The sequence below is a fragment of the Nocardia jiangxiensis NBRC 101359 genome (genome assembly GCF_000308615.1).
Taxonomy (GTDB): domain Bacteria; phylum Actinomycetota; class Actinomycetes; order Mycobacteriales; family Mycobacteriaceae; genus Nocardia; species Nocardia jiangxiensis.
In genome coordinates this window covers 45,230-68,229 of the sequence record NZ_BAGB01000075.1, presented here as the reverse complement: position 1 = coordinate 68,229, position 23,000 = coordinate 45,230, and the positions used below count along the sequence as shown (strand labels likewise).

Here is a 23,000-nt window from a genome sequence, read left to right as displayed (position 1 = left end):
AGCTGGTCAATTCCCGACGCGCACCCACATATTCCGCACACGCACCACCCGAGATCGAATCCATCGACGGGCAACCCACGACACCACCACCACGACAACAAGGTTCAGATTCCCGCGAACGCCTGGACTACGCGTCCTTCGACGACCTCTTCCGCGACGATCTCTCCGACGAAGGGGCCGTGCCGCAGCCTCGGGCGGGCGCCGCGCATCTCGATGACGCGAACGTCCACAACCCGTTCGCCGCCCGCGGACCACAGTCCGGCCGAGCACTTCCGAACCAGAACACGAACCCGGCAGCGGTCACGTCGCACGACGAGACCGACGGTCGCCAGGCCGATGATCCGCTCGAAACACGGCACGACACAACATCTCTCGCGCAATCGCCTGACAACGCGCACCGCACCGCACCGGAGAACCTCTCCGATCACGGTCACGGTCACACCGAAATGCGCAGCAGCGAAACCGATCCCACGATCACCCGTCCGGACGGCGACACCGTCCGGACGTCCGACGGCAGTACGTCATCGGTGTTCTTCACGGACGGCACACGCTCCCTCGCCACACCCGATATCAACATCTGTGCACAGCTCACCATCGACGAGCTGATCGCCCGCACCAACAGCACCGTCGTGCGCCCCCTCGCCCTTCCTGGCAGCCCGACCGGCATTCCCCGCTCCGCGCTGGAAGAGGCCGCGGGAAACACTCTGCGCCCCTTCACCACTCACGACGCTGTCACCAGCGCCCTGGCACAGCACGGTCCCGGCGCCACGGCGCTCGTCGTCGACACCTACACCACCCGTGACGGATACGGAATCGGCGCGCACACCTACCTGATCGTCAACAACGGGAACGGCTTCACCGTCGTCGATCGCGGACTCGGAGCCGAGCACTCCTTCCCGCCCCGGCCGCTCCGGGACGTCGCCGGAGTCGAAGCAGCCCTGTATACCGCTCAGGGCCGGCCGATTCCGCTGGCCCCCAGTGCCGATAGCGACGCGACGGACCGGACCGCGGGCAATTCGCTCGGCGAAGAACTACGGATCGGTTCCACCGCGCAACCGCATTCGGGCATTCCGACGACATCCGCCCCGGACGGAGAATCGCACGTCCCGGTTTCTCCGGCGGCGGAAACCGAGGCCGACCTGCCGGCCTTGCCGCAGGAGCTATCACCCGACGAGCAGACGGCGCTGAACGCGCATCAGGCCCAACCGATTGTCGACGACGTGCTGCGCACCATCGCCGACCGGACGGGCAGCAGCTGGTTCGACAAGGTCGAGGCGTGGTACACCGAGGTCGCGCAGAACTACGAACTCGTGCGCCTGCTGGTTCCCCGGCGCACCGTGCCACCCGATATCGATGGGTTGCGCGACCAGCTCACCCGGCTGACGAACGAGATCGCGAGCAAGCAGAGCGCCACCGATGCCGAGTTGCGCAAAGAACGGGCGCTGCAAGCGATTCTGTCCCGCGACGACGCCGAGGCGCACTGGAAACAGATGCAGGACCACCTCGCCCTCTATCGCACGTGGTCGGTGTTCCTGGCGAAGAGCTACGACGAGGTGTTCGACCCGGATGTGGTCCAACAGCACATTTCGCAGCTCGATCAGGCGACCCAGCGCGAACTTCCACTGCGCCGGACGATCCACGCTGTCGGCAATTTCGTGATCGGAAAGCACGGGGGCGCGGCCGAATTCGATGGACCGGGCCTCATCGACAGTGTGCGGCACGACCCCGGCTATCTGACCGTCTCGCTCGGTGCGGAACCTCCCCCGGTACGCGACGGTGACCTCGCCCACCGGATGGAATTGGTGATACCGCCGGGTACGCGTGGGATCCACCTCGGCCCCGATGCTGGCCATCCGGGCCGGAACCAGCTCCTGCTCGCCCGCGATACGCAATTCCGGATCACCGGCATCGACAACGACACCGGTGTCGTGCACGCCACGGTGGAGCCTGCCGCCACACCCCGGATCGAGCCTTTCGTCGTCCCGGACCGAACGGTTGCCGACGAGCCCGCAAGCCCGGTCGCACAGGTCCCGCCGGCCCCGGCGCACTGGGAACCGGTGCGCCACGACAGCGATCCGCTGATGGCGGCCGTCGCCCGGATCCTGGACCTGCCCAGCGTTTCCGCGGTTCGCGACAGGATCAACCAGCGTCTGTCGGAGATGGAACGCTCCGAGAGCGAGGCCCTGGCCGAATTCCGGGGCCGCTGGCAGGACGGACGGATGTCCGACGCGGAGTGGGCGCGCGAGCAGGGCAGGTCACAGGACATGCTCGACTGGCTGGTCGATGCCCGCCGGACGATGGCTACCGACCCCGCCGCGTATCGGAACTCGCGCGAGCCCGATACGGCGGACGCACCGCTGAAAGTCGCCGCCAGAGTCTTCAACATGAACGTGGTCAGTGCGCACCCGGACGGGCATACATCCGAAACCGTGCCCCTGCTGTACAGCCCGAATGTGTTCGTGCGCCGCACATCCGGCGGTCACTACGAGATCGGCGTGACCCCCGAGGGCAATCTGTTCACGGCGGTGAGTACCGAACGTGAGCGCGCCGAGCTCAGTGCGCGCACGGGCGCGACCCTGAATATCCCGCAGCCGTTGACCCGGGTGCTGGCATCCCCTGCGATTCCGCTGCTCGACGGTGCCGGCCTGCTCTACAAGTACATCGGCGAGACCCGGCCGATCGTCGCGAAGACCGCTGTCGACGCCGTTCCGGACGCCGAACCCCGGCAGGAGGCACCGGGCCGCGACTATCACACTCCGGTCAAGCACATGACTCCCGAGGAACTCGAGTCGCACCGATTGTTCGTGGGCGAGGACGGCCTGTTGCGTCGGGCGTCGGACGGTCTGCCGTTCGACACCACGTGGGCTCACAATGCGCAGGACGACAGTTACGGCCGGGCGATATTCGTCATGGACGAATTCGGCAACCTGTATGCCGGCGACCAGGATTTCGGTGTCCAGCACCATTCGTCGTTCCTGGGCGGGCGCATCGTCACCGCGGCCGGTGAACTCGATGTGCGCGACGGTCTGCTCCGCGCGATGAGCGATGCCAGCGGGCACTATCAGCCTCGCCCGGAGCTCAACGACTTCGCGCTGGATCTGCTTCGACGCCAGGGCCTGCGCTTGGACGCCAATTTCTCCCGCCGGGATTTCCAGGACCAGCCACGCGACCGGTCGGGCGAGTTGGAGCGCCAGCGTGCCGAGATCGCCCGGCTGCAGATTCTGCTCGACGCGACGAAGCAGGCACTTACCCAGCGGGAGAACACATTCGCCGCAGCGCACTCCGCACCGGAGCAGGGCGACTCCGTGACGCGCGGCACCCTGCAGGCCACCCGCGAGGATGTGGACTGGCAGCAGACCGAGCTGGATCGCTTGCGCCGCGTCACCGGGGCGGGTGCGGTCGACAAGTCCCTGCAGAGTCAGCTGTTCGCGCACCCCGCACCGCACGACCCCGGCGATCGCATCAAGCCGCCGGGGCAGTCGCGCGGACTCGGCGATACCGAATTCTCGGCGCCCGAGCGCGCGAGCTGGTGGCGTGAACACGGGGAGAGCTGGTGGAACGACCTGCATTTCGCGGATCTGTCACCGGAATTCCAGTCGCGGCTGCTCCGGGATTTCCCGGGCCTGCGCAACGGTGAGGGGATTCCCGCGCAGGTGCGGGATATGTTGAACCGCAGGTATATCCAGCTCGAGATCGCCAGGCTCGGCGAGCTCGTCGGCAGCAGTTGGTTCGGCTGGGGAGCGCAGCGTCAACTGCACGCCCTGAAGAACATTCTCGCCGATCTGCACGCCGCCGATCTCGAAACGGCCATCGCCGCACAACGTTCCGGTACGGCCGCGCCCACGGTGCATCTGCTGTCGTTCGACCAGAATGCCGACGGGCGATCGGGCGCTGCGACGATCGCGTTCGGCCACGTGGATACGGCCGATACGGTGCACTGGCACGCACCGGCGAACACCAGCGTCTTCTCGATGAACCACACGATCATCGATGTGGCACAGCAGCATTCGCAGTCCGATCCGGGGACGGACACCGCCACCGTGTTGCGGGTCGGCGACCAGGGCCGCACTGTGGTGCAGCCGAACCGGTCGCACACGTTCACCGAACAGCAGACCGGCGCCCCGAGTCCGCTCGCAACGACGCTCGCCGCATTCTCCGACGCTCGCCGCTCAGCTGGGAATGCGGTCGCTCTGCGGCAGATCCACCTCCACGTGCCGACGGCTGCGGTGAATTCCACCGTGCCGCACCTGGATTCGTCGATCCTCACGGTCCACGAATCCGGGCGTGCGCCGACCGCGATTGACGGATCGCAGGCCGTGGCAAGGGATCCGGTCTCGACCGCTGTCCCCGAACTCGCGCCTGTGAATGCCTGTGGACCGCTGACGCTGCGGCGGATCGCGGAACTCACCGGAGCGGAGATGGGCTCGATCGATCGCCGGATCGGGCTGGACGGTGTGAGTGCTACGGAGTTCGCGGATGCTGCTCGTACTTCGTTGCGGGACTTCGATTCCCACGATGCGGTCGGCGATCGGCTGCGTGCGCTCGGGGACGGTTCGGCCGCCGCTGTGGTCGACGTGTACGAGACGGCCGATCGGCACGGTATCGGTGCGCACGCGTATGTCCTGCACAATCGTGGTGGGACCGTCTACGTGTACGAACCGGCCACCGGGCACGAGCAACCCCTCACCGAGCATCGTCCGGAACATGTTCGCTCCGTCTCCGCTGCGGTCTACACCCCCGAGGGCCGACCGGACATTGCTCCCGGCCGCGATACCCCCGGCGGCCACACTCTCGGTGACCTCCGGATCGGTGCCCCGCGGGGACTGCGAACGTGGCGTAGCGCGCAAACTCCCGCGACCGCCGACGGCAGCCACCCCATGCCCGGTGCGTCACGGCCTGGAACCACAGCCCGGATCCGTGCCCGTTTGCGACGGCTGTTCGATCGTGTGCAGCTCTCCGACGAGCGGGAGGACTTCCCCGAGGACACCGGTGCGGGGCCCGGCTACCTCGTGGACGGAGACGCGGCCACCGCGAACCAGCTGCGCTGGCTGTTCGAAACCGAACCCGTAGCTACCGAGAACGCGCCGGAATCAGCTTTCGCCGCCGAGCGGGAGGACTTCCCGCAGGATGCCGGTCCGGGGCCCGGATACTTCGAGGGCGGAGAGTCCGCGGACCAGCTGCGCTGGTTGTTCGAAGCCGAACCCGAGATCACCGGGGATGCGGTTCCCGCTGCCGGGCGCACCAGGTACTCCTCGGCGGTGCCGCCGAATCTGGCTGTGCAGCAGGCGGACACGATCGGAGATACCGGGAACACGGTGCTGATCGGCCGCGGCGGGCGGGCAGTGGTGATCGGGCCCACGGACAGCGTGCTGTGGGACGGGCGGGACGTCAGGGGGAATGCGCAGATCCGGTTGAGTTCGGACCCGTCCGGGACGCTGTACCGCCTGCACACGGAACTGCTCGATCACCTCGACTGGACCACCGGGCCCAGTGGGGAATCGGAGGGCACGCCGCGGCGGGACGCGTACGGGCGGCCGGTCACTTCGTTGCTGTTCTACGACCGGGGTGTGTCGGAGCTGGGACCGGGCGAGCTGCTGCCGACCGAGTCCGCGGCGGCCGGTGGTGTGCGGATCGAGAATCTGAGTACGAAAGTCGTGCTCCCGGCCGATGCCGTGCATGCCCTGGGGCTGGGCGGGCCGGCGGCCGCCACGGCGATGGTGATGCACACGGGTCCGCTGTTCTCGACGGTGGATTCGCGGCCGACGCCGCGGCCGTCGGATGCGCGGGCGGGAACGTGGGCGGACCACAAGGTGCTGCTGAACAACCTCGGCAGGATCGCGTCGCGCGATCCGCAGGCACTGGTGGACATGTTCCACGAATACCCCGACGGGACGGTCGGGGTGCGGTTCTTCATCGATGGCAGACCGCACTGGGTGCGGGTGGATCGACGCCTGCTGCACGACTCGTCGGGCTCGCCGATGCATGCGGCGCACACCGACGGCGAACCGCTGTGGGCGGCGTTGGCGCAGAAGGCATATGCGCTGTTGCGCCCCGATATCCTCGCCGACACGACGATTTCGGTGCGGTCGTTCGGCGAGCCGGTTCATCCGCCGCCGATCCAGCGGATGCCGGGCTCGGCGATCACCACACCGACGGACCGGTTGACCATCGTGGACCACGACGGCGGGCTGCTGAGCCTGCGGCCGGGCGATGAGCTGCACGGCATCGAGGACCCCGGGAACCCGGATCTGCTCACGGTGTGGGTCGGTGACGATCCGGACTCCCCGAGCCATTCGGTGCACCGTGATCTGCTGGGTGAGCTGACCGTGTTCGGAGCGGGCGGCGACGGCGCCTACCACTGGCAGACCCCGACCGCCTGGTCGTCGCAGGGCGCCGCACTCAGATTCGTGGGGCTGCGGCGGATGTCGACGGACAGCCCGACGCATCTGCCCGGCGGAACGGCGATACCTCTGGACGTCGGGATCGGCGGCGAACTGCTGCTGGACGGGAATACCCGGGTCTCGGAGCAGGCGTTGGCGCAACTCGGCCGCACGATACAGCGGGCGACCGCGGGCGTATTCGGCCACGCGGGGCCCGTGCCGGGGGATGCGGCCCAGGGCCGGGTCGGGGACTGCTATCTGATCGCGCCGCTGAAGGATATGGCGGCGAACGATCCCCAGACGATCCGGGACATGATCACCGAATATCCGGACGACACCGTCGCCGTGCGGTTCTTCACCGCTCAGGGCGCTCCGCGGTGGGTGCGGGTCAACCGAGATCTGTACACCGATGCGCAGGGTCGGATGATCTACGCGGCCCACGACGCGAGCCGCGCGCTGTGGCCGGCCCTGATCGAGAAGGCGTACGCCGTGCGACAGGGCGGCAACTTCCAAGCGATCAAGGGCGGCTACCCCGCGCGCGCGATGATGGAGTTGCTGCCGCCGTACCAGATCGACGACACCGGAGCCGTACATCAGCCGGTACGCAGTATCGACCTGGCCACCTTCCTGCATCCGATGCGGTTCGGGGTCGATTCGCTGCACGAGCTGCTCGTCGAGCAGATCGGCGTCGATGCCGATCCGGATTCGGTGTTCGCGTTCGCGCAACGGCTCGGTCAGCTGGAGCCGATCTGGACTGTCAACCGCGAGGATTCGGTCGATCGCTTCCGGAATTTCCTGAACTACCACCTGGATCCGGCGGAGCGGGCGCAGTGGCAGAGCGAGATCGCTGCCGTACTCGATTATCTCGGCCGGATCGGCGATCCCGGGACGCCGGTGACCAGTTCCGTTGCCCGGCAACACTTCGCCGAGCTGGTGCGGTTCATCCGCGGTCGCGGTGACAAGATTCTGCTGTCCACCGAACAGTTCGGCCAGGATTCGGAGAACACCACCAGATATCCGGGTCTGGTCGGCTCCCACGCCTATTCGGTGGTGGATGTGCGTTCCGGCGACGACGGCGGTATCGCGGTCGTGCTGGAGAATCCGTGGGATCGCAACCCGAATGTGCCGCGGACCATCGACGGACTCACCTACGGCCCGGGTGGCACCCTCACCGTCGATGCCACGCATCTGAGCAAATTCGCGCTGCTGTCGATCCGCGGTACCGGTACCCGCTTCGCCTTCGGCGACAGGACCGCCTCGTCCTCGAACGACTGGCCCAAACCGGAGATGGATCCACCCGACTCGGACCACACGACCGGATCCCCTTTCTCCACAGTCGATCCCGGCGGCACCCGCATCGGTGCACCGGACCACCGACCCGGCACATCGCTACACCCGACCGATCGAACGCGACGCGACATACCCGCCGCCGACGGCAGCGCAACCCATACGCGCGCCGAAGCCACCCGCCCGAGTTTCGACACCGGCGGATCGAGCGTGCCGCGGCCGCGGACCCGATCGAACGACGGTTTCGTCGACTTCGGCGCCGACCTGTTGGACAAGCTCGCCTTCGAACTCGACGGTGCACCCGAGAACCCACGGACCGCCTTCTCGGACAAGGGATTCCAACCGCCGACACTTCGTGAGAGCGAGCTGCTGCACAACCTGTCCTCGCGGCAGCGGCGCGAACTGCTGCCCGAGCCCGGGGTGGCCTTCGAGTTCCCTGCGCCCAAGGGGGAGAACACCCTCGTCGTCTTCGACCACCGCGGCGAGATGCACCGGCTGCCGCCCACCGGCCGGGAAGAGGCGAAGATCGTCGAACGGCACGGGCACGAGTACTACGAGATCCACGCGGCGGACGGGGAATACCGATATATCCCCGTCCTGGACGACGACCGTGGCATGCACTTCGACCGATCGCGGCGCAGCCGCAGTCGCGGAACTCTGACCTGGGATGTAGGCGACGGCGAAGTCCTGTTCGTCGGAACCGACGACCGGGACCGGCCGGCCGTCCTGCGTGTGGCGTTCGAGCGGTCCCTGGTGATGACGCCCCGGCACCGGGAGGACAAGGCGTGGTGGGTGAAATTCCCGGGCAGGTCCGAGAAGGTCAGGGTCAGGGCGCGCACCGCGATCCTGGACGAGTTGCCGACGCTCGCCGACCGACGCGACGATCCGCTGTTCGGGCCGCAGGGCCCCAGGCCGGAGGACACCGCACAGGGGTACATCGGTGACTGCACGCTGATCTCGCATCTCAAGGCGATGGCGGTGAGCGATCCCGCGGCGATCCGGGACATCGTGCACGACCACGGGGACGGCACGGTCAGCGTCCGGTTCGTCGTGCGCGGCAAGCCGGAGTGGGTCCGGGTGACCAAGCAGATCTACCTCAGCGCCGGCACCGACACCGGACACTTCGTTCAGCACAAGCCCGGACAACCGTTGTGGGCCAGTATGATCGAGAAGGCGTACGCCGTTCGGTTCAACCGGGGCGACGGCTTCCACGATTTCGGCGCCGGCCACGACCTCACCGTGCTGGCCGAACATCTGAGCAGGGGTTTCTTCCAGGCCGCGAACAGTGCTGTGCGCCAACCTGTTCGCGCCGTGGACGACGTGGATTACCTGCACCCGTTGCGATTCGACATCGATACGCTGCACGAGCTCGTGGAGGCCAATCTCGCCGAGGATCACGACGGTCCGGTCGACATCGAGTTCTCCCGCCAGGTGGCCGACACCTTCGGCAAGTGGCGGCGCGATCGTCGTGCCCTGTACTCCGAGCTGAACCGGGACCTGCGGCGGATCGATCGGCGCGACCGGGACGCCAGGGACGCCGTGCGCAAGGACTTCCGGGAAAACAAGGATTCGCGCACTCCGGCCGGATTCCGCGCCTATCTGGACCGGGCCCTGGCCGATCACCTGGACGAGCACCACCCGGGACAGCCGCATCGGTGGGATGCGGAAAAGGAGGCTCTGACACAGTATTTCACCCATGTGTACACCGGGCAGCCCAGAGATCGGGTGCTGCCGGGCTCCGCCGCTCCCGCCGCCAGGGCGGTCGCGCATCAGATCGAATTCGCACTGCGCCGCGGTACCGCGGTGACGCTGGGTGTCACCAGGTACGAGGACCTGCCCGAGGATTTCGAGGGCGAGGCGGTGCCGGGCCTGATCGGCGAGCACAACTACACCGTCCTGGGAGTCGAGCGCAATGCCGCCGGCGACCTGATCCGGATCCTGGTGGACAACCCGCTGGACGACAACAACGACTACCTGGCCCCGGTGCAGGGCCTGGAATATCGCCTCGACCCGGAACCGGAGACCCCGATCCCGCCGGGCGGCACCCGGCACCGCGAGGCCGCCGACGGTACCCAGTACGGCACGCTCGAGGACGGCACCCGATATCGCCGCGATCCCCATCCGGATCCGGACGACCTCGAACAGGTCGCCTACACCGAGTACCGCATCGCCCCGGACGGCATCCGGATGTTCCGGAGCCTGGACGGGACGATGTACCGAGAGGAGCCGGACGGCACGCTGCGTTGGCGCACACCCTTCGGGACCGAGTACTGGACCGATCCCGAGCGGGTCAAGAAGGTGAAGCGTCCCGGGGACGAGGACTGGTCGGACGATCCGAACCGCAAGGATCCGCGGAACATGGCGACGCCCACCCGAGGCGGCATCATCGCGGTCCACCTCGCGCAGCTGGCGAAGTTCTCGGTCCTCGGGATGAGCGGCGCCGGGGCCGTCGGCGTGTACGGCGACCATCGGCCGGACCGGCCCGCCGAGACGCGGCGGATGCCGCGCGGCTCCGGGAGCCGCACCGTCCCGGCCGCGCCGCGACTCTCGGAGCCGACGCACTGGGAACCGGTGCGCGACACCGCGGATCCGCTGTTCGCGGCCATCGCCAGGGTGATGAATCTGCCGGACGCCGCGGCCGTGCGCGCCAAGATCGACCAGAGCCTGGACGAGTTCGAACGCGTCAATCCGCAGGGCCGCCCCGCCGTCGTCAACTGGCTGGCCCGCTCCCGCGCGATCATGGCGGCCGACCCCGGCGCACATGCGACCGCGACCGATCCGGAGTCGGTGGATGCGCCTTTGGTGCTCGCCGCGTACGCCCTCGGGATGAACGTGGTCGGTCTGCATCCGGACGGGCGGCGGTTCCGGACGGGCATTTTCGAGGGGCAGCCGGATGTGTTCCTGCGCCGCACCTCCGACGGGCGGTACGAGATCGGTACCACGGCGGCGGGCAATCTGTTCGTGGGACCGGTCGAATCGGCCGCGCCGCCCGCTCGCGGTACTCGTCCCGGCCCGGCGATACCGGAGGATCGCATCCCGCCACCGCTGACCCGGGTGCTGGCATCGCCGCAGACGCCGCTGCTCGACGGTGCGGCGCTGGACAAGCGGTACGCGGGTGAAATCCGGCCGATCGCGACGAAATCCAGCTTCGAGGCGATCCCGGACGCGAGAACGCTCCCCGAGCTCCCCGAACTCGCCTTCCACACGCCGGTCAAGCACATGACCCCCGAGGAACTCGAAGGGTACCGGGTATTCGTCGGGCCGAACGGGTTGCTGTTCCGCGTCAGCGACGGCATGCCGCTGGACACCACGATCGAAAGCCCCAGGGGCCGAGCGATATTCGTGATGGACGAATTCGGCAACCTGTACGCCGGAAATCTGAAACCCGGTGTGCTGCACCATTCGTCGTTCCTGGGCGGGCGCAGCGTCACCGCGGCCGGTGAGATGGCCGTGCGGGCCGGTCGGCTGATCGCGATGGGCGACCGCAGCGGGCACTATCTGCCCCGCGCGGAGATCAACGACTACGCCCTGGACGTGCTGCGACATCAGGGCCTGCACGTCGGCTACGACTTCCAGCGGCTCGATCACGAGAACCAGCTCCGTGAACGGTTCGGCGAATTGGACCGGCAACGCGAGGAGATCGTGCGGCGGCAGATTCAGCTCGATGCGGCCGCGGCGGCGCTCACCGGCAAGGAGACCGCCCTGGCCGCATCGGACGGTGCGGATGAGCCCACGGTGCGTGCGGGCGTACAGGCCGCGCGTGCGGCGCTGAACCAGCGGCAGGCCGAAATCGACCGCTGGCGAGCCGGACTCGACGGGGGCGTGGTGCAGCCGGATCTGCGTAGTCAACTCTTCGCGCATCCCTCGCCCACGGCGCCGGAGGATCGGATCAGGCCCCCGCAGGCCCCGCCGGAACTGGATGCCGCCGAGCGGTCGTCGCGCAATCTGGCGAGCTGGTGGAGCGAGCACGGCCGTAGCTGGTGGGACGGACTGCACTTCGAGCATCTCGCACCGGCCTACCAATCCGGTCTGCTCACCGATTTCCCCGGTCTGCGCAATGGTGAGGGCATTCCCGCCGCGGTGCGCAATACTTTGAACCGCAGGCATCTTCAGCTCGAGATAGCGCGGCTGGGGAGCGGCTCCGACCGCACGCCGGACATCCAGCGTCGGTTGCACAACCTGAAGACCGCCCTCGCCGATGTGTACACCGCGGAGCTCGAGGCGGCGCTCACCGCATCCCGGACCGGCGCGGCCCCGGTGCACCTGCTGTCCTTCGATCAGGATCCGCAGGGGTGGCGTGCGGCCGCGACCATCGCATTCGGTGACGTCGACAGCGCGGCTTCGGTGCACTGGCACGTCCCCGCCGACGCCTCGGTCGGCGCGATGACGCACGCCGTGACCGAGGCGGCGCTGGCGCACACGGAACACGTTGGTGCGCAATCGAACAGCGCGACGATCCTGACCGTCGACCCGGCCGCCGGGCAGAGCCCGCGGACCTGGTCGTGGTCGCCGACGGCGTTGTTCTCCGGTCGCGGCCCGAACCGGTTGGCCGCGACGATCACCGCGTTCGGCGATGCCCGTCGCTCGGGTCCGAATGCCGCCGCGCCGTTCATGATCGAGCTGCACGCGCCCGACTCGCTCGCGAAAGCCACCGCGCCCCACATCGATTCCGGTCCTGTCGCGGTGGAGGGCTCCGGATCGAATCGGACTGCCACAGCGATACCGCAGGATGGGTCGGGGCTGGCCCCCACCGCCCGCGCTCCCGGACCACCGGCGGGCCTGCTGCCCTTGCGCGGTGCGGCGACGCTCGCGCTCAGCCGCCCCGACGGAACCGTCGCCCAGGTATCGGACGCCTCCGAGAATCGGTCGACCGCAACCACATCCGACACCCGACCGGTCGAGGGGAACAACCCGGCCCGCACCGCGACACCGGCATTCGAGCCCGAGGACGGCGAGACCTACTTCGGTGCGGCCCTGCTGGGAGAGATCGAACGTGTTGTCCCCGAACAGGTCACGACTCCCGTCGATCAGCAACACGACGACGGCCCCGCACCCGTGCGCCCGGACACCCGGTTCGACAACCTGGACGATCTCACCCCCGAGCAGCGCGAGGAACTGCTGCCGGTCCTTCCCGTGCCCGTCACGCTCGAGCGCCCGTCGGCCCCCGTCGACGACGACGTGTTCACCTTCACCGACCGCGACGAGGACGTCATCACGCTGGTCGACGGCGACGGCCGCGTACACCGGCTGCCCACCGACGACATGGTGCAGGCGCGAAAGATTCAGCAGGAGGACGGATCCTGGGCCTACCGGATCGCGCGGCCGAACGGACGGCACCGGGTGATCCCGGCCGCCCTGGTCGAGGACTTCAGCTTCGAACCGGACCGGCCCGGCGGCGATTCGGGCCGGTTGAGCTGGGACATCGATATGTCCGAGACCGGGGGAGAGGTTCGATTCCTCGGCGTCGATGCGCACGGGCAGCCGACCGTGCTCCGGGCGCCGTACGACGAGCCGATCGCGGCGCGGCCCGGGACGGGTGCGCGGCGGTGGATCGAACTGCCCGGTGAATCCGGGTCGGTCGCGGTGACCGCTCCGCGCAGTGTGCTGCCGAAGCTGCCGGATCTGGTCGATCGACGTGGCGATCCGGTCTTCGCGGTGGGCGGTCCGCGCGCGCAGGACGTTCGTCAGGGCGCGCTCGGTGACTGCGCGCTGCTGGCCGTGCTCAAACATCGAGCGGAGCACAACCCGCGATCGATCACCGATATGGTGCACGACCACGGCAACGGCGTGGTCAGCATCCGGTTCCTGGTGGACGGCGCGCACGAATGGGTTCCGGTCACCTCGGAGATCTACGAGACCGACGGCAGGGGACATTTCGTCGGCCACGAGCCCGGAGAACCGTTGTGGGTCAGCCTGATCGAGAAGGCATTCGCGAGGCGGTTCGGCAACGGCAACGGCTACCACGCCCTCGATACGATCGCCGGACGTCCGGCCGAGGTGGACGCGCGCCTGGGCGCCGGATCGTACCAGGCGCCCGGCAGCAACCTGCGACAACCGGTCCGCAGCGTCGATGATTCGGCCTACCTGCACCCGCTCGGGTTCGACGCCGATACGCTGCACGATCTGGTGCAGCGGCGCATGCGCGCCGGTGTGCCGCCCGGGACGCCGCGAAAGTTGTTGCCCAAGGCGGATATCGAGTTCGCCCGGGAACTCGCCGAGACCTACGACCAGTGGCGGCGGGAACGTTCCGAGCTGCGCAGCACCACCTGGCACAACCTCGAGACCACGCACGGGCAGGACAAGGTCGCCAGGGACCTCGCGTGGCAGGAGTTCACGCGCACCGGCGATCCCGGTACGCCCGAGGGATTCCGCGCCGATCTCGACCGGCGTTTTCCGGGTAGATGGGAAGCCGAAAAGGCCGCCCTGGCAGCGTATTTCAGTGAACTGCGCACCGGCGGGCCCGCGCATCGCCGGTTGTCGAACGATTTCGCGGTCGCCAAGCAGGCCATCGGGCGGCGGATCGAGTGGGCGCTGCAACGCGGCACCACGGTGACACTCACCACGCACACTTTCGGTCCGGGGACCGAAAATCGCACCGCGGTACCGGGTTTGGCGGGCAACCACGTCTACGCCGTGCACGCGGTCGAATACGACGAGTCCGGCGAGCCGGCGCGCGTGCTGGTGGAGAATCCGTGGGATCACCAGCCGTGGGACGCCAACCGGGTCTATCGGACCCCGGTCGCCGGGATCGAGTACCGGCTCGACCCGCGCGGCACGCAGTACACCCCCGACGCCGCGGGCAACCGGTATCGCCGGGTGCCCGTGCTGGACGAGTCGGGACGGCCCGACGGCACCTACACCGAGTACGGCCTGCGCCCGGACGGCGGCCAGTACCGGCGCGATCCGGACGGGACCGTCTACGCCATCGCACCCACCGGGGTTCGCTTCGCGCAGACCCGGGATCGCGTACAGCACATGGCATTCCCCGACGGCAGCCGGATCCGCCGCGCCCCCGACCGCACCGAATTCCTGACCGACAAGAACGGCGGCAGATGGATCAAACGGCCGGGCGCCCCGCAATGGTCCCCGGATTCGCTCCGCACCGACCCGCCGGATATGACCATCCCGCGCCGGGGCGGCGTCGTCGCGGTCGATCTGGCGCACCTGCCGAAGTTCAAGGCCATCGGCATGAGCGGCGCGGGTGCGCACGGCTTCTACGGCCCGGCCGATATCGCCGCTGCCGCACAGGCAGACGAGAGCGACGCGGCGGGCACTCTCCCACCGGGTGATCGCACCGGGCGGGGTCGGCGCGATGCGGCGTTGCCGGTCTTCGGCGGGCGCTACAGCCAGAACCGCTCGGGTAGAGGCCGTTCCGGTCGAGCCACCTCGGGGAGATCCGACGGCAGTAGCTCGCATGCGACCGAATCGAGCGCTCGCACCGGCCCATCCCACCGGCTCGACGGAACACGCATCGGCCCGGGCCGCGGGCTCACTGGTGACAGCTCATCGCACGTGGCCGCCCCGGCAGCCTCGCGCGCCCTCGGTGACCTTCCCGGCCCTTCGTCCGTGGGGCACAACAACCTGTGCGGTCCGCTCACCATCGCCGAGCTGCGCCGCCGCACCGACAGCCCGATCGCTCGGCTCATCACGGTTCCCCTGGGGCTCGACGGCATCACCCGGGCGCAGATCGAACATGCGGCCGGGGCCTGGCTGCAGCCGTTCGGTGATCACGCGGCCATCGCGAATCAGCTGCTGACGCTCGGCCACGGCCACCTCGCACTGGTCGTGGACGACTACCACACCACGGACGCCGCCGGGATCGGGGCGCACGCCTACCTGCTGGTCAACGAGAACGGCGCGATCAAGGTCATCGATCCCGGATTCGATGTGGCGCACGCGTTTCCGCCGATACCCCGCCGCGATCTCGTGGCCACCAGCGCCGTGCTGTACACACCCGACGGCCATCCGGCCCATGCGGTCCCGAACCCCGACGATCCGGCGACCGACCCCGCGCACTCGCTCGGACATGTCGATTCTGACGGCATCCGCCGCTTCCACACCGACGAGGCGGGTGCGGCATTCGCCCGCGAGCGGTTGCGCATCTGGGATCGACTGCCCGAGTCCCAGCGCGCGGCGCTGCGGGCCTACGAGGAATCGTTCCTGGTCAACAGTGTGCTGCGGAATTTCGGATCGGATGCCGAAATCGACGCCTGGGTCGATCGGCTGCGGGAGAGCAGCGAGATCTGGCAGGCGCTGTCCGGGCCTTACGGCATCGTGCCGGACGTGTCGAGGTTGTTCGCTCGGCGCGCGGAGTTGTTCGAACAGGGGCCCCGGTCGACCGACGACATCGCGGCGCTGCGCGCGCTGAACACCGTCCTGGAAGATCCGCGACCGCAGGCTCGATTGGAGCAGATCGACAGGGACGCAGAGCTTTTCCGGGAAGTCTCGCAGAACCACCTGGAGTATTTCGGCCGGGCCTTCGGGGCCCACACGCTCCGCCACCAGATCGCCGAACTCGACGAGGCGACCGCGCACCTGCTTCCGTTGACCGAGCCGGTACGCCTCGTGCGCCTCCTCGACGATATCGACTTCCTCGCCACCGACGAGCACGGCAGCATCATCAACGTCCCGCAGCACGAACTCGGCTTCATGTCCACGTCGGTGCGCGCCGGTGACCCCCTGGCCACGTACCGGATGGACCTGATCGTGCCGCCGGGCGCGCGCGGCGCCTACATCGGCGACGACGGCGTCTATCCGGGGCAGCAGGAACTCGTTCTGCCGCGCGGCACGAACTACCGGATCGTCGGTGTGGAGCGCGATCCCGACGGAGTCACCGTCCTGCACGCGCGGGTGGAGCCGCCCACGGCCGTCGCCGGTGCCGGACCGCGCATCGGCATGGACGGCCGGTCCGCCGCCCTGCCGGCTGCCGATGCCATGGATATCGACGGCCCGGTCGACACGGGTGCGCATGGTCTGTACGGTCCGGAACACCTCGCCGCGCAACAGCCCGAGGCGCTGAGGGACTCCTCGCACACCGGGTTCACCCGGCCGCCGGAGACTGCCGCCGAGGAATCCTCCGTGCCTCGGGATCTGCCCGCCTCGGCCGATACCCCCGGTCCGAGATGGGAGTTGTTGCCGGACAACCAGGATCACCTGTTCGAGGCACTGTCCCGAATGCAAGGGCAGTCCTCCGCGCGGGAGCTGCGCGCGGCGTTCGCGGACCGGATCGAGCAGAGCTTCGACAGCTATGTCGGGAAGTTTCTGAGTCCTCGCTCGATGGAGATCAACCGGTCCGAGATGGCTCGCCAACGTGCCGTGGACGCTCGGATCGCGCAGGGGGAGGGTACACCCGCACAGCGCGAGGCCGAGGCGGCCCGGCGGCAGCAGTTCGTGCAGCGGTTCGAACGCTATCTGCACGACGAACTGCGCCACCTCATCGCTGATCTGCGTGCGCCGGAGTTCTCCGGTGATCACATGATGAACCTGATGTTGCCGTTCGTCGCGGAGGACCTGCGACTCAACCTGATCGTGATTCCACCGGACGAGCCTCGAAAACTGGTCCGGTACAGCGATTCCGGTGAATTCGCCATGCTGTACGGGTCGATCGAGAATCCGGCGGGTATGCGGGTGGCGATGGCGTCGGATGGTGGCGCGTTCACGCTCGACGCGGATCGGCTGAACGATCCGGCGGCGTTCGCCCCCGGCCCGGAGTTCGCGCCACGGCCGAGTGTCCCGGCCGGGATCGAGGACGGCGCAGGGCATCTCGATGCGAACGGCATCCGGGTATTCGACACCGACGAGGAGGGTCTGCGCTTCGGCAGCGCGGTCCTGGATCGCTGGCACGAGCTCGATCCTGCCCAGCGGCACGCGATCTGGGCCTACTTCGAGCACTCGGAGATCAATTCCTTCCTCCGGTCGGGGCTCGACCGTGTCGCCGCGACTCTGGATCGAGCCGAGCGACACAGCGGTACGGTAGAACTGCTGACCGAACTGACCGGGCCGGGCAATCTCTCGGTGGGCACACTGGCGTCGATTCATCGCCGCGGCGCGGCGGCGTTGCGGGAAGTGGTCCCGGATCCGACGGCCGCGGCGGCGATCCTGGAGTTGGTGGGCGGAATCCTCGAGCATCCGGCACCTGATCGGCTGCTGGACCGAATGCTTTCCGACCACACCGAAGTCGGCTGGGCCGATTCCTTCTACCAGCGCTACCTCGGCCTGCCGCGAACCCCCGAGACCCTCGCCCACTACGCCGACCTGCTCGATCAGGCCACCCGGCGGCCGCTGCCGCTCACCGAACCGCTGCGGGTCGTGCGCGGTCTGCACGACGTCGAGTTCATGCTCGACCGGGACGGAATTCGCCTGGGTGACCGGGAATTCCACCTGCTCGTGGGCGCCGCGCAACGCGAGCCCGGATACCTGTCCACCTCGGTCGGCCGCAACCTGGTCGCCATGCCGGACGGGCGGCCGTGGGAGTACGAACTCCGCCTCACCTTGCCGGTGGGAACCCACGGCCGGTGGATCGGCGAACACGGCGGTATGCCCGGAGTCGCCGAACTCATGCTCCCTCGGGACACCAGCTACGTCATCAACTCCGCCATCGCGGACCCGGACACCGGCCGCGTCGTCCTCGAAGCCACGGTCCTCCCCCCGCACCCGGTCGACCCGACCGCCGCAGAGTCGGGCCCGGCGACCGAGAACCAACCGACCGAACAGAGTCCGGAGCCCCGGATCGGCGCCACGCCGGGACCTGCTGCCACTCAACCGGCTTCGGCCACCTCGCACGATCCCGTTGCCGTGCGCGAATTCGAGCCCGCTACATCCGCACCCCTGCGCATGCCGCCGCGCTGGGAGCCGGTGCCCGACGGCGAGGACGCGGTGTTCACCACCATGGCGCGGATCGTGGGGCTGCCGTCGGCGCGGTTCGTCCGGATGGATGTGAGCCTGCATCTGGACAGTTCCGAGCTGCGCGAGACTCGTCGCCGCCAGGAGATCGACCAGGAGCGGAATCAGGGCGGGATCGGCGCCGACGAGTGGCAGCGCGAGCAGCAGCGACGGCAGGATTTCGACGACTGGATGACGCGTTCGCGCCGGCTGCTGGCGGCGAAACCATCCGCGTTCGGCAAGACGACCGATGCCGACGTCGCGGATGCGCCGCTGCGACTGGCCGCGGAAGCCTTGCACAAGAACGTGATGAGTGTGCGCCCGGACGGGCAGGTGATCCCGATGCTCGGGACGCCGCAGGCGCAGGCGGTCTTCGTGCGGCGCACGGCCGAGGGTGCCTACGAGATCGGCGTGACCGAGGTCGGCGGGTTGTTCACCACTGCGTCGGATCCGAGCCGGTCCGAACTCGTCGCCTCCTCGGCCCGGGTGGTGCCGCGCGATCGGATCCCCGCGCCGCTGGATCGCGTCCTGGCCTCGCCGCAGACCCCGCTGCTCGGCGGCGCGACGCTGGAGAAGCAGCATCTCGGCGAGACCCGGCCGATGACCGTGCACGCCACGCTGGATCCCGTCGCGAACGCCCGGCAGTTGGAACGGCTGCCCGAGAGCTCACTCGACACCGCGGTCCGGTACCTGGACGCCGAGGAACTCGAACAGTACCGCCTGTTCATCGGGCCGGGCGGGCGTTTGTTCCGCGCCTCGGACGGCCGCGCCTTCGACACCACCCGGATCACCTACGAGCACGGCCCGGCTCCCGGCCGAGCGATCTTCGTAGCGGACGAATTCGGCAACCTGTATGCCGCGCCTGCGGAAGCCGGTGTGCTGCATCATTCCTCGTTCCTCGGCGGGCGCACCGTCACCGCCGCCGGTGAGATAGGGGCGCGCGATGGCACACTGACGTTGCTCAGCGATCGCAGCGGGCATTATCTGCCGCGCCCGGAGATCAACGACTTCTACCTGGATTGGCTGCGGCGGCAGGGGCTTTCCCTCGACGCAGGCTTCGAGCGGCTCGGACACGACAACCGGCCGCGGGATCGCTTCGACGAACCTCAACGCCAGCGCGCTCACCTGGACCGTCAGCAGATCCTGCTCGATGCGACGAAGCACGCGGTTTCCCGGTGGGAGGACACTCTCGCGAAACCCGGTGCGGTGCAGGGCGATACGGTGCGCCAGGCGGTGCAGGCCATCCGCGCGACGGTGACCGAACAGCAGACCGACCTCGACGCGTGGCGTGCGGAGCTGGCCGGTGGAACCATCCGAACGTCCTGGCAGGACAGTACATTCGCGCACCCCGAGAGCGCCGGATCGCATGATCGCATCGTTCCGCCACAGCTGCCCGGCAGTCGAGACGGTATCGAGCCGAACGTGCGGGACCGGGCGCGCTGGTGGCGCGAGCACGGCCGAACCTGGTGGGACAACCTGCATTTCGGGGATCTCGCGCCGGAATACCAACTCGGCCTGCTCACCGATCACCCGGAGCTGCGCGACGCCGACGGCATTCCCGCAGCCGTTCGGGACACGCTGAACCGCAAGTATGTCCAGCTCGAGATCGCCCGCCTGACCGCACTCGCCGATGCCCGGTCGCTGTCCTGGGCCGAGCGCCGTCGACTGCGGAACCTACGCAACACCCTGGCTGATCTGCACGCCGTGGATCTCGAGGCCGCGTTCACCGCCCGCGAGGCGGGTGTGCAGCCGCCCGAGGTGCACCTGCTGTCGTTCGAACAGGACATATCGGGGCATCAGCGCACCGCGACCATCGGTATCGGCCCGGTGCACGCCGCGGCCACCGTGCACTGGGACGCTCGGACACAGAATTCGACCGAACCGCTGAATCACGCGATATCCCTTGTCGTACAACCGGATGCGTCGCGCACTCGTGCCGGACAGCCCGGCCATGCGATGCTGGTCCGAATCGGCGACGACGAGAGTCGGGCCACTCACCTGCCCGCACGCCTGCTGCCCGGTGTGTTCTCCGCCCCGGTGCAGGAGGGACCGGGGCGTCTCGCCGCCGAGGTCTCCGCGTTCGTCGACGCGCGCCGGTCCGGCATCGGCGAGGGCGGGTTGCGGCGGGTGAACCTGTACGCCCCGGCATCGATGGCCGAACATGCTGCACCGCATCTGGATTCGTCCGTGGTCACCATGTACGCGCAGCCCGTCGCCCGGGGCGCGGCAGCGCTGGATGGATCGCACACGGGGGTGTCGGGGCATGCGGCCGGTTCGCCGTCGGTGGTGAATCCGCCGCGGGCTGAACCGACCCGCGCGGTCGCTCGCCCGGATGCGGCTGCCGGGGAATTCTCGCGGCCGGGCCGCGGGGCGCGGAACCTCCTGGCGGCAGCCGGGAGGGCCGGGGCCGTACAAGGGGATGGAAGCGCCGCGCACGCGCCCGTGCAGCATGATGCGCAGGCGTCGAATTCGCGGATCGGCGGCACCGGCGTGACCGCACCGCCGCACACCGGTCCGGGTGCGTCGCGGAACAACTGCGCTCCCCTGGCCGTTGCGGAACTGAAGCGTCGCACCGGAAGTCCTGTTGTCACGTTGTTCGACGGCCCGGTCGGACTCGGCGGTGTCACTCGAGCCGAGCTCGAAAGCCACGCCGGTGCACCCCTGCGATCGTTCGCGGACCATGCTGCCGTGGCCCGGGAACTCGATCGCCTCGGCTCCGGCGCCACCGCTCTGGTCGTGGACACCTACACCACCACCGATGAACACGGTGTCGGTGCGCACGCGTATCTGCTGGTCGACGATGAGGGGGTCGTCTCCGTCGTCGATCCGGGAATCGGTGTGCGACACCAGTTCCCGCCGCTGCCACAACGAGATCTGGCGAGCGTGCGTGCGGTCCTCTACGGCGCGGACGGGATGCCGGTCGGTCCCACGCGGCATGCGGGTGACGCGGATGAGACCGACGACGGGCCGGGTATCGGGCAGGACCGGCAGCCTCTCGCTGAGTCCACGTCGGCAGCCGAATCCACCCGTGCGGCGTCGTTCGAGCCGGGGGAGGGCGAGAGTTATTTCGGGCACGACCTGCTGGACATTCTCGGCACGGAGTTCGGCGGCACCCAGGCTCGGTCGCATGTCGACCGCACCGAATCGACTCCGCCGCCCCTGCTCGCCGCCGATCGACTCCTCGATGCCGAAGGCCACGAACAGCTTTCGCCGCAGCGGAAGCGGGAGCTGCTGCCGATGCCGGGCGTCCCGATAACCCTGCGTCGGCTTCGGGCCGATCGTGACGGCGAGGCGATCACGTTCGTCGACCGGGACGGGCAGACCCGGACGCTTCCGGCCGACTCGGACGGACGGGTGCCCGCCAGACCGGTCGAACTCGCCGGGCGGCAGTACTACGAGATTCACCTCACGGGTGAACCGGCCATGGTGGTCCCCAGCGAATTCATCGACTCGGAGACCTTCACCTACCGGTCGCCGCGGGGTTCCCGGACGCTGGGCAGGTTGCGGTGGAACGTGCCGGGCGGCGAGGTTCGCTTCCTGGGGTCCGATGAGCACGGCCAGGTCACCAGGCTCGGTGTGCGGCACGACAGTCCGGTCGTGGTCACTCGTTCGGGCGAGTCCTCGTGGTCGGTGAAACGTCCGGGAGATTCGGCGCCGGTCGAGGTCACCGCGCCCGCCGGGCTGTTTGCGAGAGCGCCCGAACTCGTTGCGCGGCACCATGATCCGCTGTTCGGGCCGAACGGTGCCCGACCGGAGGACGCGCGGCAGGGCCGGGCCGGTGATTGTATCCTGATCGGCCGCCTCAAACATCTGGCCGCCCGCAACCCGGCGGCGATCCGGAAGATCGTGCACGACAACGGGGATGGCACGGCGAGCGTGCGCTTCGATGTCGGCGGCACACCGGAATGGGTTCGCGTGGAGAAGTCCGTCTACGCGCGGCGCGGCAGCGACAGCGGGTATTTCGCCGGTCACGAACCGGGAGAACCGTTGTGGGCGGCAATGATCGAGAAGGCGTACGCACTCCGGTTCAACGACGGCAACGGATATCACGGCTACGAACTCGCGGCGAAGGACACCGTCGCCTCGGCCGAACGCCTGGGCATCGACGGGCTGCGCACCGGGGACGGCGCATCCCGGCAGCCCGTCCGCAGCGTTGACGACCGAGTCTTCTTGCACCCCTTGCGATTCGATGTGGACACCCTGCACGACCTGGTGCGCGAGAAACTTCCCGGCGCGGATCCCCAGTTCGCCCGGGAACTCGCCGAGAGCTACGACGCCTGGGAGCGGGACCGCGAGACGCGGCGCGCGGCGATGTGGCACGAACTCACCGACCGCCACCCGAGCGGCTCACCGGCGGACCAGGCCGCGCTGGACGAGGAGTGGACCCGCTACCTCGCGGCGGAATACCCCCATGCGAACGGTCGGTACCCCCATCAGACGGCCGAGCGGTTC

The 23,000-nt window shown here is 68.8% G+C and carries 2 protein-coding genes (1 of these 2 cut by a window edge); one reads left to right on the top strand and one right to left on the bottom strand.

Going from position 1 to position 23,000, the window contains the following annotated elements; all coding sequences use genetic code 11:
* Positions 1-104: 104 nt before the first annotated feature.
* Positions 105-359: a hypothetical protein gene (locus ON40_RS52245; protein WP_157186499.1), complete on the bottom strand. Its 255-nt coding sequence runs from the start codon at positions 357-359 to the stop codon at positions 105-107.
* Positions 360-446: 87 nt separating this feature from the next.
* Between ON40_RS52245 and ON40_RS32175 the strand changes: the two genes are divergently transcribed.
* Positions 447-23,000: the 5' portion of a C2 family cysteine protease gene (locus ON40_RS32175; protein ID WP_157186498.1), read on the top strand. Its footprint extends 12,678 nt past the window's final position; only the first 22,554 of its 35,232 coding nucleotides appear in the window; it begins with the start codon at positions 447-449; its stop codon lies beyond the right edge, outside the window.